Source organism: Kitasatospora viridis (genome assembly GCF_007829815.1).
GTDB lineage: Bacteria > Actinomycetota > Actinomycetes > Streptomycetales > Streptomycetaceae > Kitasatospora > Kitasatospora viridis.
Genome location: NZ_VIWT01000001.1, coordinates 1,228,784 through 1,245,304, shown reverse-complemented (window position 1 = coordinate 1,245,304; position 16,521 = coordinate 1,228,784). Strand labels below are relative to the sequence as shown.

The 16,521-nt window shown below is 75.3% G+C and carries 14 protein-coding genes and 1 riboswitch; of the genes, 6 read left to right on the top strand and 8 right to left on the bottom strand.

Annotated features, from left to right (window positions below):
• Positions 1-35 precede the first annotated feature (35 nt).
• Both FHX73_RS05585 and glnII read left to right on the top strand, forming a co-directional pair.
• Positions 36-1,028 carry a hypothetical protein gene (locus FHX73_RS05585; RefSeq protein WP_145903756.1) on the top strand — a complete coding sequence of 331 codons (993 nt, stop codon included), beginning with the start codon at positions 36-38 and terminating at the stop codon, positions 1,026-1,028.
• 148 nt (positions 1,029-1,176) lie between these two features.
• On the top strand, positions 1,177-2,199 hold the full coding sequence (glnII, locus tag FHX73_RS05580) for a glutamine synthetase (protein WP_145903754.1): 1,023 nt from the start codon (positions 1,177-1,179) through the stop codon (positions 2,197-2,199).
• A 56-nt stretch (positions 2,200-2,255) separates the two neighbouring features.
• Here the strand turns inward: glnII and FHX73_RS05575 are convergent, their stop codons facing one another.
• Positions 2,256-3,518, bottom strand: a complete 1,263-nt coding sequence (locus FHX73_RS05575) for an MFS transporter (protein WP_145903752.1) — start codon at positions 3,516-3,518, stop codon at positions 2,256-2,258.
• A 72-nt stretch (positions 3,519-3,590) separates the two neighbouring features.
• Between FHX73_RS05575 and FHX73_RS05570 the strand changes: the two genes are divergently transcribed.
• Complete coding sequence (locus FHX73_RS05570) at positions 3,591-4,583, top strand: ArsR/SmtB family transcription factor (RefSeq protein WP_342795283.1); 993 nt, start codon at positions 3,591-3,593, stop codon at positions 4,581-4,583.
• 8 nt (positions 4,584-4,591) lie between these two features.
• Here FHX73_RS05570 and FHX73_RS05565 read toward each other — a convergent pair whose 3' ends face one another.
• Both FHX73_RS05565 and cobC read right to left on the bottom strand, forming a co-directional pair.
• Entirely contained in the window at positions 4,592-4,918 is a 327-nt protein-coding gene (locus FHX73_RS05565) for a hypothetical protein (protein WP_211786146.1), read from the bottom strand.
• Positions 4,919-5,007: 89 nt separating this feature from the next.
• Positions 5,008-6,426 (bottom strand): Rv2231c family histidinol phosphate aminotransferase CobC, encoded by a 1,419-nt coding sequence (gene cobC / locus FHX73_RS05560; RefSeq protein ID WP_246213365.1) that lies wholly within the window; start codon positions 6,424-6,426, stop codon positions 5,008-5,010.
• 141 nt (positions 6,427-6,567) lie between these two features.
• Between cobC and FHX73_RS05555 the strand changes: the two genes are divergently transcribed.
• Positions 6,568-7,299: an SDR family NAD(P)-dependent oxidoreductase gene (locus tag FHX73_RS05555; protein WP_145903750.1), complete on the top strand. Its 732-nt coding sequence runs from the start codon at positions 6,568-6,570 to the stop codon at positions 7,297-7,299.
• 3 nt (positions 7,300-7,302) lie between these two features.
• Here FHX73_RS05555 and FHX73_RS05550 read toward each other — a convergent pair whose 3' ends face one another.
• The 5 genes from FHX73_RS05550 to FHX73_RS05530 form a co-directional block, all read right to left on the bottom strand.
• Positions 7,303-8,670 carry a cobyrinic acid a,c-diamide synthase CobB gene (locus tag FHX73_RS05550; protein WP_145903747.1) on the bottom strand — a complete coding sequence of 456 codons (1,368 nt, stop codon included), beginning with the start codon at positions 8,668-8,670 and terminating at the stop codon, positions 7,303-7,305.
• A 231-nt stretch (positions 8,671-8,901) separates the two neighbouring features.
• On the bottom strand, positions 8,902-9,498 hold the full coding sequence (gene cobO, locus FHX73_RS05545; RefSeq protein ID WP_145903745.1) for a cob(I)yrinic acid a,c-diamide adenosyltransferase: 597 nt from the start codon (positions 9,496-9,498) through the stop codon (positions 8,902-8,904).
• A 5-nt stretch (positions 9,499-9,503) separates the two neighbouring features.
• A complete protein-coding gene (locus FHX73_RS05540) occupies positions 9,504-11,546 on the bottom strand; it encodes a putative cobaltochelatase (protein ID WP_246213775.1) in 2,043 nt (680 codons plus the stop codon).
• Between the two features lie 35 nt (positions 11,547-11,581).
• Positions 11,582-13,108: a cobyric acid synthase gene (locus FHX73_RS05535; RefSeq protein WP_145903741.1), complete on the bottom strand. Its 1,527-nt coding sequence runs from the start codon at positions 13,106-13,108 to the stop codon at positions 11,582-11,584.
• The gene (locus FHX73_RS05530) at positions 13,105-14,049 is read right to left on the bottom strand and encodes a cobalamin biosynthesis protein (protein WP_145903738.1); all 945 of its coding nucleotides are present in this window, start codon (positions 14,047-14,049) and stop codon (positions 13,105-13,107) included. Before FHX73_RS05530 ends, FHX73_RS05535 begins: the two co-directional genes overlap by 4 nt.
• Before the next feature lie 31 nt (positions 14,050-14,080).
• A riboswitch (cobalamin riboswitch) is annotated at positions 14,081-14,228 on the bottom strand.
• A gap of 190 nt (positions 14,229-14,418) precedes the next feature.
• Here FHX73_RS05530 and FHX73_RS05525 point away from each other — a divergent pair.
• On the top strand, positions 14,419-15,111 hold the full coding sequence (locus tag FHX73_RS05525) for a helix-turn-helix domain-containing protein (RefSeq protein WP_145903736.1): 693 nt from the start codon (positions 14,419-14,421) through the stop codon (positions 15,109-15,111).
• A 90-nt stretch (positions 15,112-15,201) separates the two neighbouring features.
• Complete coding sequence (locus tag FHX73_RS05520) at positions 15,202-16,332, top strand: alpha/beta hydrolase (RefSeq protein ID WP_145903734.1); 1,131 nt, start codon at positions 15,202-15,204, stop codon at positions 16,330-16,332.
• Positions 16,333-16,521: the final 189 nt, after the last annotated feature.

The following is a 16,521-nucleotide window of genomic DNA, read 5'->3' as shown; positions in this document are numbered from 1 at the left end:
GATGACGCTCTCATCACACCTACGGGAGCGTCATCTTGTCGTCACCTACCGTTGTCCGCTCGGCCGCCCTGCTCGCCGCCGCCACCGCGCTGACCGTCCTGCCAGTGCTGCCCGCCGGGGCCGCCGAGCCGGGCGGCGCCGGCAGCGCCAGCGCCACCACGGCCGAAGTCGCCCTGCGGGTCGGCCTGCTGGACCACGCGGCCGAGATACCGGTGGACGTCGTGCTCAACAAGGTGCAGTCGCCGGCCGAGCAACACGGCTCGCTGCTCACCGCGGACGTGCAGGGCGTGGCCCAGCCGGGCCCGGTCACCCTGGTCCGGGCCGACGTCGGCAGCTCCACCACCCACGTCGACGCCGGCGGCGCGCACGCCGCCGTCCAGTTGGTCAACGCCGACCTGAACACCCCCGGGCTGCTGCCCGATCGGACCCTGATCGGGCTGCAGGCGCTCTCCGCCGAGGCCGACTGCCCGGCCGGCGGCCAGCCCACCGCCGAGGTCACCGCGCCGGCCCGGCTCACCGTGCTCGGCCACTCCGTGACCCTGAGCCTGTACGGGACCACCCACATCCCGGTCCCCGGCATCGGCACCCTGGACGTGCAGTTCTCCCCGCGCACCGTCACCTCGACCACCGCCGCCGCCTCGGCGCTGGTGATCCAACTGGCGGTCAACCCGCTGAACCTGAACGTCGCCAAGGTCGACGGCACGATCACCGTCGCCTCCGTCAGCTGTGCCGAGCCGCAGGGCGCGAGTGCGAGTGCGAGCGCCCCGTCGGCGCCCTCGACTGCCCCGTCCGCCGGCCCGTCCGCCGCCCAGCCGGTGGCCGCCGTCAGCACCCCGCCGGGCATCCCGGGAGCCGGCGGGGAAACCACCGGGACCCCCTCCGTAACACCGACGAAACACGCGAGCGCCGGTGGCGAGCTCGCCTTCACCGGCAGCGGCCCGGTCGTCCCGCTGGCCGGCACCGGCGTCGCGCTGCTGCTCGCGGGCGCCGCGACCGTGGTCTTCGCGCGTAGCCGCCGGCGCGGCTGACCACGCGATCGGGCGCCGGCGGCCCCGGAGCGTGAGGGTGCCAGTGCGGACAGTCGGTTCACATGCTGGTTACACGAGAGGAACAGTCGGGAAACGGCGGCTTGCGACATTACGTGGGCACCCACCACTCAAGCTCGCGAGGTAACCCGTGGCAATCAAGGCCGAGTACATCTGGATCGACGGCACCAAGCCGACCGCCAAGCTGCGCTCAAAGACCCGGGTCCTCAAGAACGCCGACAAGATCCCCACCTGGGGCTTCGACGGCTCCTCGACCAACCAGGCCGAGGGCCACGCCTCGGACCGCGTGCTGACCCCGGTCCGCACCTACCCGGACCCGATCCGCGGCGGCGACAACATCCTGGTGCTCTGCGAGGTCGACGAGATCGACGGCACCCCGCACCCGTCGAACACCCGCGCCCTGCTGCGCCCGGTCGCCGAGCAGTTCGCGGCCCAGGAGCCGATCTTCGGCATCGAGCAGGAGTACACCTTCTTCAAGGGCTCGCGCCCGCTCGGCTTCCCCGAGGGCGGCTTCCCGGCCCCGCAGGGCGGCTACTACTGCGGTGTCGGCGCCGAGGAGGTCTTCGGCCGCGAGATCGTCGAGCTGCACCTGGACCGCTGCATCGACGCCGGCCTGGCCATCTGCGGCATCAACGCCGAGGTCATGCCCGGCCAGTGGGAGTTCCAGATCGGCCCGGTGGACCCGCTGCAGGTCTCCGACGACATGTGGGTCGCCCGCTACCTGCTCTACCGCACCGCCGAGGAGTTCGGCATCGACGCCACCCTGGACGCCAAGCCGGCCCGTGGCGACTGGAACGGCGCGGGTGCGCACACCAACTTCTCCACCAAGGCGATGCGCGAGGGCTACGACGCGATCATCACCGCCTGCGAGTCGCTCGGCGAGTCGCAGGAGAAGGTCATGGAGCACGTCAACCAGTACGGTGACGACATCCAGTCCCGCCTCACCGGCAAGCACGAGACCGCCCCGTGGAACGTCTACTCCTACGGCGTCTCGGACCGCGGCGCCTCGGTCCGCATCCCGTGGCAGGTCGAGGTGGAGCAGAAGGGCTACATCGAGGACCGCCGCCCGAACGCCAACGTGGACCCGTACGTGGTGACCCGCCTGCTGGTCAACACCTGCTGCACCGCGCTGGAGAAGGCCGGCCAGGTCTGATCCGCCCCCGGTACTGACGGAGCCCGGCCCCGCTGTTGCGGGGCCGGGCTCTGCCGTCAGGACACCCGGGTGCGGAACCGGCGGCCGATCAGCACGGCCACCGCGGAGCCCGCCAGACCCAGCGTCAGCGCGCCCCACCAGAGCGCCGGCGGGCCGAAGGCCGCGTACACCGCCGAGCCGAACAGCAGCGCGCCGAACCGGGCCAGGCCGCGGGCCCAGCCGGCGGCGCCCTGGTAGCGGCCGGTCGCGTCGGCCGGGGCGAGGTCGGCCACCATCGAGCCGTACAGCCCGCTCGCCACCACCTCGCCGAGGCTCCACACCGCCACGGTGAGCACGAAGCCCAGCGTGCTGCCGGCCGTGCCGGTCAGCGCCACGCCCGCGGTGACCAGCGCACTGCCGAAGGCCCAGAGCCGGTTGCGGTCGAACCGGGTCAGGATCAGGTTGGCGACCGGCTGCAACGCCACCACCAGCACCGCGTTCACCGCCGCCGCCAGGCCGTAGACGGTCGGCGGCAGGCCGTGGTCGCGGATCGCCAGCGGCAGGGTGAACTCGGTCAGCGCGTACACCGCCTCGCCGGTCAGCACCGGCACCAGCAGCGCCAGCATCACCCGGTCGCGCAGCACCACGCCGTAGCCGCCGCCGGCCGTGACGGACCGTCCGGCCCGCGGCGTCCGGGGCAGCTTGGCGGCGACCAGCGCGCCGTAGGCCAGGCAGGTGCCCGCGTCCAGCGCGAACAGCAGCCCGTAGCCGTGCTCGGCCAGGAAGCCGCCGATCGCGCCGGCCACCGCCGTGCCCACGTTGATCGCCCAGTGCAGCAGGCCGAACGCCACCCGGCGCCGCTCGCCCTCGGCCGCGCCCGCCACCACCGAGGAGGCGCCCGGCATGTGCAGCGTGCCGCCCGCGCCGAGCGCCAGGGTGGCCAGCGCGAGGGTGGCCAGGTTCGGCGCCACGAAGAGCAGGCCCTGGCTGCCGGCGGTGGCGAGCATGCCGCAGACCATCGCCGCCCGGGCGCCCAGCCGGTCGGTCACCAGCCCGCCCAGCACCGGGCCGAACAGGCCGCCGAGGCCCAACGCGCCCAGCACGAACGGGATCCGGTCGGTGGGCACGTGGCGGGCGGCGAGGAAGAAGACCAGGAACGGCAGCACCATGGCGCCGAGCCGGTTCATCATGGTGCCCGCCATCACCACCCAGAACGGGCCGCCGAGCCCGGAGAACCGGGCCCGCAGGAGGCTTCCGGGAGCGGGGCTCACGGACGGGCTGGACGGGGTCGAGACGACGGCTTCGGGGCTGGTCAGGGGAGTGCGGACGGTGGAGGTCATGGTGGGAATCCTCGGTTCCGCACTACGGTTGCACCATTCATTCAGGCTCAGCCGAATCCACCGGGGGGACCAGTGCTGGAACTCGCCTTCTCTACCCGCGACCTGGCCCACACCCGGCTCGCCTACTCGCCGCTCTGGGAGGTGGTGACGAGCCGTCGGCTGCTGGAGCGCGGCGCCACCGGTGCGCTGCACCGCCGCTGGGCCGAGCAGACCCGCCCCCGGCTGGCCGCCGCCGGCCTGGGCACCGGGCTGCTCGCCGACCTGGTCCCGGCGCACGGCTACCTGCCCGACTTCCTCAACCCGGCGCCCGGCACGCTCGCGCCGAGCGCGGGGGCCAGCGCCGCGCTGGAGGCCGAGCTCGCGGTGGTGGCCCGGACCGACGCCGAGCGGATCCGCGCCGACCTGGAGCGGATGGCGGGCTGGACGCCGGCCGTCGAGGCCTTCCACCGGGACCCGGCGGGCGTGCTGCCGGGGCTGCTCGACGAGATCCGGGGGTACTGGGAGGCAGCGATCGCCCCGCACTGGTCGCGGGTGCGGGCGGTGCTGGAGAGCGACGTGCTGCACCAGTCCCGGCGGTTCGCGGCGGCCGGCTCGGCGGCGGTGCTCCAGGGGCTGCACCCGAGCGTGGAGTGGTGCACCGACAAGCTGACGATGCCCCAGGTGCTGTGCGGGGAGTCCGGCAGCCTGGCGGGGCGCGGACTGCTGCTGGTGCCCTCGGCGTTCGTCGGCCCCGGCAGCACGATGCTGCTGAACCAGCCCGGGGAGGTGGTCCAGCTCTGCTACCCCAGCCGGGGCGTCGGGGTGCTCTGGGAACAGTCGAGCACCCCGGTGCCGGAGGCGGTGGCGGCGGTGCTGGGCCGCTCGCGCGCCCTGCTGCTGGCCGAGCTGGCCGTGCCCGCCTCCACCACCGAACTCGCCCACCGCACCGGCCTCGCGGCCGGCGGGGTCTCCCAGCACCTCACCGCGCTGCGGGCGGCCGGCATCGTCGCCTCGCACCGGTCCGGCCGCTCGGTGCTGTACCAGCGCACCGATCTGGCCGACTCGCTGCTGGCTGCGGCGAGTTGATCAGTTGATCAGGAGAAGATGACGGACCGCAGCTTGAGGCGGTCGCCGAGCTTCTTGCCCGGGTTCATCACGTAGTAGACGTCGCCGTTGCAGTCGGTGTCGAGGAAGACGGTGGCCGTCGCATCGGTGAAGTTCCGCGGGGAGTGCCCGGGGTCCTGCTCGCTCGTCCCGTCGAGGTTGATGCACACCCCGCTCTGCGGGTCGGCCAGGGTGGCTTCCTGGCCGGAACTGGTCTTGTAGAGGAAGTCTCCGCTCGCCGCGATCGCGGGGGTGGGTGCGGACAGCAGCAGGGCGAGCGCACCGACGGCGGTGACGGCGGCTTGGCGCATGCGCATGGGGGAGGTCCTCTCAAGGGCCGGGCAATTCGGACGGAATCACCCTAGAAGCCCCGAAGCTGAGGGAACGTTCCTTCACCGCCCGGTCCTCAGGGCGTGTCGCCCAGCACCCGCCGCAGCGCGGCGACGAACGCGTCCGTGGTCTGCGGAGCGCGGACCGCGATCCGCAGCCAGTCCGGGCCCAGCCCAGGGAAGGTGTCGCCACGGCGGACGGCGAAGCCCTCGGCGCGCAGTCGGTCCCGGACCCGGTCGGCCTGTGGGAGCTCGATCAGCACGAAGGAGGCCGCCGGCTCCCCGTGCACCCGCAGGGACGGGAAGCCCGCCAGCGCGCCCAGCAAGTGCGCCCGATGCGCCGTCAGCTCGGCGGCCGCCGCTTCGGCCTCGGTGAGCGCCCGCTCGCCGCTGCACAGTTCGGCCGCGCGCAGGGCGGGCGTGGAGACCGGCCAGAGCGGCTGGGCCGCGCCCAGCTCGGCGATCAGCGGGGCCGGGCCCAGCACGTACCCGATCCGCAGGCCCGCCAGCCCCCAAGTCTTGGTCAGGCTGCGCAGCACCACCACCCGGCCCGGCAGGTCGCTGAGGGAGGCCAGTGATTCCGTCTCCCCGGGCACGGTGTCCATGAACGCCTCGTCCACCACCAGGGTCCGCCCGGGGCGGGCCAACTCGGCCAGCACGGCAGCCGGGTGCAGCACCGAGGTCGGGTTGGTCGGGTTGCCGATCACCACCAGGTCGGCCTGCTCCGGCACCGCGCCGGCCGTCAGCCGGAAGCCGTCGGCCGCCCGCAGCAGCACCCGGTGCACGGGGATGCCCGCGTCCCGCAGGGCCGCCTCCGGCTCGGTGAACTGGGGGTGCACCACCACCGCGTGCTGCGGCCGCAGGGTGCGGGCGAGCAGCACGAAGGCCTCGGCGGCACCCGAGGTGAGCAGCACCTCCTCGACGGGGCGCCGGTGTCGCGCTGCGACGGCCGCGCGGGCGGTGGTCTGCTCGGGGTAGGCGGCCAACTCGCCCAGGGTGTCGGCGAGTGCGCTGCGCAGCCACTGCGGCGGGGTGCCGGTGCGGACGTTGACGGCGAGGTCCACCAGGTTGGCGTCCCGCACCTCTGCATCACCGTGGTGGCGCAAGTCATGTGAGGGCAGGGTCGCGACGGCCACCGTCGAACGGGCCGACTTCCGCTTCCCGACCAGCAGTTCCCCGCCCCCGAGCAGCGCCGCCGCCTCCGCCACGCTCGCGGTCCCGACGGCGTCGAGCACCTCGCCGGACGGGCTCGGCACCGGCACGGCGGCCAGCGCGGCCGCCGGGTGGCCCACCAGCGGCACGCCCAACTCCCGCGCGGCACCCAGCAGCCCGGGCTCGCCGGCGCGGGCCTCGACGGTGGCGAGCAGGCGCACCGTGCCGACCGGCAGCTCGGCCTCGGCCAGCGCGGCGGCGATCAGCTCCCGCACCTCCTGCTCGGCCACCCCGCTGCTCGCCCCGACACCGACCACCACGCCGACCGCGTTCTCGCTGCTCACACGGCGAATCCCAGCACGCGGCGAGAAGACGCGTCAATCAACCCGGGATGTGCCGTGCGGCTCACCGGGCCCGGAAATCGAGTTGCCCGGTGCGCGTAGTCTGCCGTCGTCACTCAGGACACACGAGGGGAGCGGCGCACCATGCGCAACATCATCGTCACCGGCGGGGGCACCGGCATCGGCAAGGCCATCGCGGCGGCCTTCGCCGAGCGCGGCGACCAGGTGGTGATCACCGGCCGGCGCAAGGACGTGCTGGACCAGGCCGTCGCCGAACTCGGCGCCAACGTCCGGGCGGTGGCCTTCGACGCGGCCGACCCGGCGCAGGTCGAGGCGGCTCTGCCGGAGCTGCCCGAGCGGGTGGACGTGCTGGTCAACAACGCGGGCGGCAACAACAGCCGCACCGCGCCGCCGGCCGAGCCCGGCCTGGCCGGCCTGCTCGCCACCTGGCAGGCCAACCTGGACACCAACCTGTTCACCGCCCTGCTGGTCACCACGGCCGTGCGCGAGCGCCTGAACCCCGGTGCCCGGGTGGTCAACTTCAGCTCGATCGCGGCCCACCGCGGCGGCTCCGGCTCCTACGGCGCGGCCAAGGCCGCCGTGGAGAACTGGAACCTGACGCTGGCCCAGGACCTCGGCCCCGAGGGCGGCACGGCCAACGTGATCGCCCCCGGCTACATCAGCGACACCGAGTTCTTCGGCCCGGACGGCATCCCCGCCGCCCGCCTCGCCTACAACGTCGGCCAGGCGATCAACAAGCGCCACGGCACCCCGGCCGACATCGTCGCCACCACCCTGTTCCTCGCCTCCCCGGAGGCCGGCCACATCACCGCCCAGGTCTTCCACCTGGACGGCGGCTCGATCACCGGTCGCTGACGCTCAGTCGGGCAGCCGCGCGGCGGAGCGCACCAGCCGCTCCGCCAGCTGCGGTGCGCCCGCCCAGTGCAGGTGCAGGTAGCTGGCGTGCACGTTCGCGGTGGTGAAGCCCTCGGTGACCGGCTTGCCGTCGGGTGCGCGCCAGCCCCAGGCGGGGGTGGCCGAGGCGCCGGGCGTGCAGGTGGTGCGGTGGAACTCGTGGCCGCGCAGCCGGGTGCCGGTGACGGCGAGCGGGCTGTCGTGCAGGGCGACCGCCTCGCGGTAGCCGAGGGTCAGCCGCTCGGTCATCCGGGACTCCAGCGGCAGTACGCCGCACATCGGGTGTCCGTCCAACTCCCGTCCCAGGTAGAGCAGTCCGGCGCACTCGGCGCTGATCGGCGCGCCAGTGGCGGCGAGTTCGCCGATCGCGGCGCGCAACTGCCGGTTGGCGCTCAGCTGTTCGCCGTACACCTCGGGGAAGCCGCCGCCTATCACCAGACCTGACACACCGTCAGGGAGTGTGGTGTCGTGCAGCGGGTCGAACGGCACCACCTCGGCGCCGGCCGCCGCCAGCAGCTCGGCGTTCTCCGCGTAGCTGAACGAGAAGGCCGGGCCGGCCGCCAGCGCGATCCGCGGCGCCGGGCCGGACAGCCGGGTGACCTCCGCCGCCGGGTCCCAGGGCTCGGCGGTGAGCGGCGGGGCGGAGCGGGCCAGCGCCAGCACCTCGTCCAGGTCCACCGAGGCGGCGATCAGCTCGCCCATGTCCCGGACCGCCCGCAGCGCCTCGGTCGAGCGCTCCACCACCGGCACCAGGCCCAGGTGCCGGGAGGGCGTGGCCACCGCGGCGGTGCGCCGCACCGCGCCCAGCACCGGCACCCCGGCGCCCTCCTCCAGCGCCTCGCGCAGCAGGTGCTCGTGCCGGTCCGAGGCGACCCGGTTGAGGATCACCCCGGCGAGGCGCACCTGCGGGTCCCAGCTGGCGAAGCCGTGCACCAGCGCGGCCACCGAGCGGGACTGCGAGGAGCCGTCCACCACCAGCACCACCGGCGCCCGCAGCAGCTTGGCCACCTGCGCGGTGGAGGCCAGCTCGCCCCGCCCGGAGGCGCCGTCGAACATGCCCATCACGCCCTCGACCACCGCCAGGTCGGCCCCGGCGGCGCCGTGCCGCAGCAGCGGCTCGATCCGCTCGGGCCCGCACAGGAAGGAGTCCAGGTTGCGCCCGGGCCGGCCGGTGGCCAGCGCGTGGTAGCCGGGGTCGATGTAGTCCGGGCCCACCTTGTGCGGCGAGACGGTCAGGCCGCGCGCGGTCAGCGCGGCCATCAGCCCGGTGGCGACGGTGGTCTTGCCGGCCCCGGAGGAGGGGGCCGCGATGACGAGACGGGGGAGCTGCACGTGCTAAGGGCCTGTCTTCCGGATCACGTCGGATCAGCGGGCGTCGTTGGGGTGCGTGCATCGGCGGTGCCGAGGATGGGGGCCCCTCCCAGCCGAAGGCTGGGGGAGAGTCCATGCGGAGCATCGGCGACTGACGAGAAGCCGTCGTGGGGGTCCCTCCCGGCCGAAGGCTGGGGGCGTGCGTGCCCCGGCGGCGACCGCCCGGCGTGATCCGGAAGACAGGCCCCGGTCCTACCACTCGATCCCGCGCTGGCCCTTGCGGCCGGCGTCCATCGGGTGCTTCACCTTGGTCATCTCGGTGACCAGGTCGGCCACGTCGAGCAGCGCCTCGGCCGCGTCCCGGCCGGTGATCACCACGTGCTGGTTGCCGGGCCGGTTGCGCAGCACCTCGACCACCTCGGCCACGTCCACCCAGCCCCACTTCATCGGGTAGGTGAACTCGTCCAGCACGTACAGCCGGTAGGTCTCGGCGGCCAGGTCGCGCTTGACCTGCTCCCAGCCCTCCTTGGCGGCCTCCTCGCTGGACTCCAGGTCGCGCTGCACCCAGGACCAGCCCTCGCCCATCTTGTGCCAGGTGACGCTGCCGCCCTCGCCGGAGGCGCCCAGCACCTTCAGCGCGTTCTCCTCGCCGACCTTCCACTTGGCCGACTTGACGAACTGGAACACCCCGATCGGCCAGCCCTGGTTCCAGGCCCGCAGCGCCAGCCCGAAGGCGGCGGTGGACTTGCCCTTGCCGGGGCCGGTGTGCACGGCGGTGATCGGCTGGGTACGGCGCTGACGGGTGGTCAGGCCGTCGTCGGGGACGACCTCGGGCTTGCCCTGCGGCACGGGGATCACGCTGCCTTTCGCTGGGAGGGGGAACGGTGGGCGTGCACCAGGGCGGCCACGCCCTCGGCGCGCAGCTCGTCCAGGGTGACGGCGGTGGCGTTCAACTGGCCGGCCAGGGTGCGGGCCAGGCCGAGCCGGACCGGCCCGGACTCGCAGTCCAGCACCACGGCGGCGGTGCCCTGGGCGGCCAGCAGCCCGGCGGCCCGGCCGGCCTCGGCCAGCGCGCCGCGCCCGCCGGTGGCCCGGCCGTCGGTCACCACCACCAGCAGCGGGCGGCGCAGCGGGTCGCGCACCCGCTCCAGCCGCAGCACCTCGTGCGCCCGCAGCAGGCCGGCGGCCAGCGGGGTGCGCCCGCCGGTGGGCAGCTGCTCCAGGCGGGCCGCGCCGACCTCCACCGAGGAGGTGGGCGGCAGCGCGAGCTCGGCGCCGCCGCCCCGGAAGGTGATCATGCCGATCTTGTCCCGCCGCTGGTAGGCGTCCATCAGCAGCGACAGCACCGCGCCCTTGACGGCGGTCATCCGCTGCCGGGCCGCCATCGAGCCGGAGGCGTCCACCACGAACAGCACCAGGTTGGACTCGCGGCCCTTGCGCACCTGCTCGCGGAAGTCGTCCGTGCGCAGCACCAGCGCCCGGCCGCTGCGGCCGCGGGCCAGCTGCTGCGGGGCGGCCGCCTGCAGGGTGGCGGACAGGTGCAGCCGGGTCAGCGCGCCGTGCGGGCGGCGGGCCCGGATGGTGTGGCCGCCGTCGGTCTCGGCGGGGGAGCGGCGGCCGCGGGCGCCGTGCCCGGTGCCGGGCACCTTGAAGAGCCGGGTGCGGTAGGCCTCGCCGGCCGCGACGGGGGAGGACTCCGGGGCGGGGCCGCCGGGCTTGGGGAGCCGGGGGGCCGCCTCGGGTGACGAGGTCTCAGGTGCGTCAGGTGCGTCAGGTCCGGCGGGGTCGGCTGACGGAGCATCGGCTGACGCAGGCTCGGGAGCACCGCCCCCACCGTCCGGCCCGCCGTCACCGGGGCCGCCGTCGCCCGGCCCGTCACCGTCCGGCCCGTCGCCGTCGGGCTCGGGCTCAGTGGGCTCCTCCGGCTCGCTGTGCTCGCTCAGCGTCCGGTCCAGCTGCTCCTCGTCCAGCCCGGGCGCGTCGAACGGGTTGCGCCGCCGCCGGTGCGGCAGGGCCAGCTGGGCCGCCTTGCGGACGTCCTCCTCCAGCACCCGGGTCCGCCCGGCCCAGGCGGCCAGCGCGACCGCCGTGCGGGCCATCACGATGTCCGCCCGCAGCCCGTCCACCTCGAAGGCGGCGCAGACGGCGGTGATCTGACGCAGCGCGGCGTCCCCCAGCTCGACGGCGGGCAGCAGCTCCCGGGCCCGGGCGATCTGCTCGGCCAGCGCCCGCTCGTCCGCCCGGTAGCCGGCCGCGAAGCCCGCCGGGTCGGCGTCGTAGGCGAGCCGGCGGCGCACCACCTCGGCCCGCTCGGCCGGCTCCCGGGTGGCCGCGATCTCCACGGTCAGCCCGAACCGGTCGAGCAGCTGCGGCCGCAGCTCGCCCTCCTCCGGGTTCATCGTGCCGACCAGCAGGAAGCGGGCCGCGTGCCGCACCGAGACGCCCTCGCGCTCCACGTAGGAGCGGCCCATCGCCGCCGCGTCCAGCAGCAGGTCGACCACGTGGTCCTGCAGCAGGTTGACCTCGTCGATGTAGAGCACGCCGCGGTGCGCCTGGGCCAGCAGGCCCGGCTCGTAGGCCTTCACGCCCTGGGCCAGCGCCTGCTCCAGGTCGAGCGAGCCGACGATGCGGTCCTCGGTCACGCCCACCGGCAGCTCGACCAGCCGGGCCGGCCGCTCGTGCGAGCCCGCGCCGTGCGGCGCGTCCGGGCACTGCGGGTCGGGGGCCGCCGGGTCGCAGGCGAACCGGCACTGCTCGGCCACCGCGATCGACGGCAGCAGGCCGGCCAGCGCCCGCACCATGGTGGACTTGGCGGTGCCCTTCTCGCCGCGCACCAGCACCCCGCCGACGGCCGGCGAGACGGCGTTCAGCAGCAGCGACAGCCGCAGGTCGGCCATCCCGACCACCGCGGTGAACGGATAACGGACGTCACTCACAGCTCTTCACCCTCCACAGCACGGGGCGCCGGAGCGCCCGGTGGGACGAACGGCAGCCCGGCGGGCGCCCCGCCCTCGATCAGCCGCCACAGCGCGTCGGTGTCGGCGTGTTCCTCGATCAGGTCCCCCAGCCGGTCCAGCCGCTCCTCCCGGGCCGCGGCGAAGGAGGTGTCCGGGGCCGGCACGAACCGCCGCCCGGCCACCGCCGCCACCTCGCGCAGGAAGGCCCGGCGGAAGCCGTCGTTCTCCAGCGCGCCGTGCCAGGTGGTGCCCCAGACCGCGCCGACCCGGCAGCCGTCCAGGAAGGGCTCGCCGCCGTCCACCCGGGCGATGCCGTGGTGGATCTCGTAGCCCTCGACCCGCTCGCCGTACGCCTCGCCGACCGGGCGCCCGAGGGTCTTCTCGACCGCGAACTCCACCTCGACCGGCAGCAGCCCGAGCCCGTCCACGGCGCCCGCGCCGGACTCGACGGCGTCGGTGATCCGCCGGGACAGCATCTGGTAGCCGCCGCAGACGCCCAGCACCGGCCGCCCCTCGGCGGCCCGGGCCAGCAGCGGCCGCTCCAGGCCGCGTTCGCGCAGCCAGGCCAGGTCGGCCACGGTGGCCCGGGTGCCGGGCAGCACCACCAGGTCGGCGTCGGCCAGCTCCTCGGGCCGGGTGGCCCAGCGCACCAGCACGCCCGGCTCCTGGGCCAGCGCGTCCAGGTCGGTGAAGTTGGAGAGCCGGGGCAGCCGCAGCACGGCGACCCGCAGCACGTCCTCGCCGTACGGGCCGACGGTGCCCGAGCGGGTCACGGCGGTGGACAGGTCGAGCGAGTCCTCGGCGTCCAGCCAGAGGTCGGCCAGCATCGGCAGGGTGCCCAGCACCGGACGCCCCGTCAGCTCGTGCAGCATGTCCAGCCCCGGCTTCAGCAGCCGGGCGTCGCCGCGGAACTTGTTCACCAGCCAGCCCGCGACCAGCGCCTGGTCGGCCGCCTCCAGCAGCGCCAGGGTGCCGTACATCGCGGCGAACACGCCGCCCCGGTCGATGTCGCCGACCACCAGCACCGGCAGGTCGGCGGCCCGGGCCAGGCCCATGTTGGCGATGTCCCGGTCGCGCAGGTTGATCTCGGCCGGCGAGCCCGCGCCCTCGCACACCACCACGTCGAACCGGCGGCGCAGATCGGCCAGGCACTCCAGCGAACGCTCCAACAGGTAGGGCTTGCGCTCCCGGTAGTCCAGCGCGCCCACCTCCGCCACCGGGCGCCCCAGCAGTACCACCTGGCTGCGCCCGTCGGCGCCGGGCTTCAGCAGCACCGGGTTCATCGCCGCCTCCGGCTCCACCCGGGCCGCCTGCGCCTGCATCACCTGGGCCCGACCGATCTCCGCGCCGTCCGCGGTGACCATCGAGTTCAGCGACATGTTCTGCGCCTTGAACGGCGCCACCTTGACGCCCCGCCGGACCAGCCAGCGGCAGATCCCGGCGGTCACCACGCTCTTCCCCGCGTCCGAGGTGGTGCCGGCGATCAGGATCGCGTTGCTCACTTGCGCCCCTTCCAGAGCAGTCGGGCCGCCACCGTGGTGCCCAGGGCCAGCAGGCCGACCCGGCGGGACAGCCGGCAGGCCCGTTCGATGTCCGGGGCCGCCACCGGGCGCAGCTCGGCGCCCAGCACCGGCCGGTGCTCCGTCCTGGTGCCGTACTGGAGCGTGCCGCCGAGCCGCACGCCCAGCGCGCCCGCGAAGGCCGACTCGGCCTGGCCCGCGTTGGGGCTCGGGTGCGCCGAGCCGTCCCGCCGCCAGACCCGCCAGGCCCGGCCCCGGTCCTCGGCGGCCGCCACGGTCAGCAGCGCGGTCAGCCGGGCCCCCGGCCAGCCCGCCACGTCGTCCAGCCGGGCCGCCGCCCAGCCGAACCGCCGGTAGCGCGCCGACTTGTGACCCACCATCGCGTCCAGCGTGTTCACGGCCCGGAAGGCCAGCAGCCCAGGCGCACCGGCCAGCGCGCCCCAGACCAGGGCGTTCACCACGGCGTCCGCGGTGTTCTCGGCCACCGACTCGACCACGGCGCGGGCGATCTGCTGCTCGTCCAGCCCGCTCGGGTCCCGCCCGCACAGGTGCGGCAGCCGCCCGCGCGCCGCCGCCAGGTCGCCGGCCGCCAGCGCGCCGCCGATGGTGCGGGCCTCCCGGGCCAGCGAGGTGCCGCCGAGCACGGTGAAGGCGGCGAGGCCGGCGGTGACGGTCCGGCGCAACGGGTCCGCCCGGTGCTGCAGGGCGGCCGCGCCGGCCGCCACCGCGCCGACCGCGAGCGCGGTGTGCAGCGCGCCGGCGCCGCGGTGGTCGCGGTGCAGCAGGAGTTCCAGGCGGTGGGCGGCGCGGCCGAACAGGGCCACCGGGTGGCCGCGGCGGGGATCGCCGAACACGGCGTCGGCGGCGTACCCGGCGACCGCGCCGAGGGCGTAGGCGGACGCGGGCGGCAGGGCGCGCTGCATCGGTGGGTGTCCTCACTCAGGGTCCGCGCCCTGGATCGACGAACCGGGGGCGAGAGTTCCTGGCTCGCGGGGTGAGCGCCCCGCGGATCGACTCCCCGGACGGACTCCCCGGTGACAGTGGCGGGACCGCGCCGGATTCGCACCGGCTTCCTCTGCTTGCCTCCGTTTGGCCCATGGATCCCACCACGCCGTCAAACCGCGCGTCAACCAGGCGACCCGGCCCCGCCGGGCGTGGTTGATCACACCGCGGGGCCGCCCGGTCGGGGGTGTCCGCACTGGTGGATCGTCCAACGGTCCGTCAAGGGGTGCGGCGGCGCTTCGTGCGTTCGGCGGCTGGGGGCCGACCTGGGGCGGGCCTAGCGTCGGGCCATGCGAAGAAGCAGCCCGGCCCCCGCCCCGGTCCCGTTCTCCCCGCAGGCCGCCCGGGCGCACCGGGACGGCCTGGGCCTCAGTCCGGAGCAGGTGGCCGAGGGCATGGCGGCGCACGGCGTGCGGCTGCTGCCCAGCCACGTGCTGGGCTTCGAGAGCGGCGAGTTCCGGCCGAGCGAACAGGAGTTCATCGCCCTGGCCCGGGCGCTCTGGTGCCCGCCGGTGCAGCTGATGGGGGTGCGGCCGGGCAGCCTGCGCGACTACCGGCTGGCCCGCGAGCTCAGCCAGCAGCACGCCGCCACCCGGATCGGCCTGGGCCTGCGCAGCTACGCCACCGCCGAGCTGACCGGCCGCTGGACCGGCGACCCCGAGCAGGCCGCCGCGCTGGTCGAGCTGTTCGGCATGACGCTGCGCGACTTCGTCCGGGTCACCGGCGCCGAGGCCGAGCTGGACGAGCGGCTGCGCCAGTGCGTGGAGGGCCGCTGGCGGGCCCAGCTGCCGGCCCTCGCCAAGCTGGTGCCGGTCCCGCCCGAGCGGCTCGGCCAGGTGCTGGCCGCGCTGCACGCCGAGCACCAGGTCCCCTCCCACTGGGGCGCGACCACTCCCGCCGAGGGCCCCGTGCCCGCCGAGTCGCGGCCCGCCCGGTTCTGGAGCCTGCTGGCCCGCGGCGGCACCGGCGGCCTGCCGGTCTGACGCCCGACGGGATCACAGCGGTGGCCGGAACCCGCGCGCCGGGTTGAACTGGTGGGGTCCCGAGCCGCCATCAGCACCCCTGGGAGAGCCATGCGTTGGGGAACCGTCGTCGCCGCCGCCACCACCGTCGTGATCGGAGCGGGCGCGGCCGCCCTGCTGCTGGGCCGGCGGGTCTCCGACCTGACGATCCGTCCGGAGCAGGACGTCGAGGGCGGTCCGGCGGCCGGCGAGCCGGTGCTGAAGGTGCACCGGGTGACGGCCCGTGAGGTGGTGCTGACCCGCACCGTGGCCAGCACCCGGCGCGGCCGGTACGCGCTGGAGTGGCCCGGCGGCCACGCGGTGGTCGGCGGCGTGCTGGGCACCGCACCGACCACCGTCACCCGCCGGCTGGAGGCCGCCACCGGCACGCTGCCCGAGGCCGGCGCCGAGGTGGAGCTGACCGCCCGGGTGCTGCGCGGCGACCCGGGCTCGGCCTGCGGGCTCGACTACATGGACGTGGTGGTCGACGGCGAGCTGGGCCGGATGCCCGCCTGGTACGTCCCGGCGGTGCGCGGCACCTGGGTGGTCCTGGTGCACGGCGCGCTGGCCGACCGCCGGCAGGCCCTGCCGGTGCTGCCGCTGCTCAAGCGGCTTCAGTTGCCGGCCCTGGTGATCAGCCTGCGCGGCGACCAGGGCGCGCCCGCCTCGCCGGACGGGCTGGGCCACTTCGGCGAGACCGAGTGGCGGGACGTGGACGCGGCGATCCGGTTCGCCAAGGAGGCCGGGGCCGGCCGGATCGTGCTGTACGGCTGGTCGGTCGGCGCCACCGCGGTGCTGCAGACGGCCGTCCGTTCCGACCACCGGGACCAGCTGGCCGGCCTGGTGCTGGACTCCCCGGTGCTGGAGCCGGCCGCCACGGTGCGCGGGGTGGCGGCCCGGGCGGGGGTGCCCGGGGCGCTGGCGGGGCAGTTGGGCGCCTGGGCGGCGGAGGGGCGCACGGGGGTGGACCTGGCCGGGCTGGCCCGGATCGCCGAGGGCGCCGACCTGGCCGTGCCCACGCTGCTGCTGCAGAGCCCGCAGGACGCCGTGGCGCCGCTGCGGGCGGCCGAGCACCTGGCCCACCGCCGGCACGACCTGGTGACCCTGCGGACCGTCCCCGGGGCCGCCCACGCGGCGCTGTGGAACGCCGACGCGCAGCACTACGAGGAGATGCTCCGGCGGTTCCTGACGCCGATCCTCTGAACCGGAACCATCCGGTCCGAAACGCCGGGCCACGCGCCTTCCGACCCGCGTGCACGTGGTGACCCCTTGACCACGCTCCGTACCGGCAGTAGTGTCGTGCACAGGTCACGGCAGCCCGGTTTGGCCGCTCTTGCCCCGAGTCCGCCACCCGCGCAACCCGGTCCGCCACAAGACGCGCCGAACTCGATG

What these genes read in the sequence shown, in the direction of transcription:
- FHX73_RS05520 (WP_145903734.1), top strand. Translation starts at nt 15,202, where the DNA reads ATGCGTTGGGGAACCGTCGTCGCCGCCGCCACCACCGTCGTGATCGGA.
- FHX73_RS05575 (WP_145903752.1), bottom strand. Translation starts at nt 3,518, where the DNA reads ATGACCTCCACCGTCCGCACTCCCCTGACCAGCCCCGAAGCCGTCGTC.
- FHX73_RS05555 (WP_145903750.1), top strand. Translation starts at nt 6,568, where the DNA reads ATGCGCAACATCATCGTCACCGGCGGGGGCACCGGCATCGGCAAGGCC.
- FHX73_RS05525 (WP_145903736.1), top strand. Translation starts at nt 14,419, where the DNA reads ATGCGAAGAAGCAGCCCGGCCCCCGCCCCGGTCCCGTTCTCCCCGCAG.
- FHX73_RS05565 (WP_211786146.1), bottom strand. Translation starts at nt 4,918, where the DNA reads ATGCGCATGCGCCAAGCCGCCGTCACCGCCGTCGGTGCGCTCGCCCTG.
- FHX73_RS05530 (WP_145903738.1), bottom strand. Translation starts at nt 14,049, where the DNA reads ATGCAGCGCGCCCTGCCGCCCGCGTCCGCCTACGCCCTCGGCGCGGTC.
- FHX73_RS05540 (WP_246213775.1), bottom strand. Translation starts at nt 11,546, where the DNA reads ATGGCCGACCTGCGGCTGTCGCTGCTGCTGAACGCCGTCTCGCCGGCC.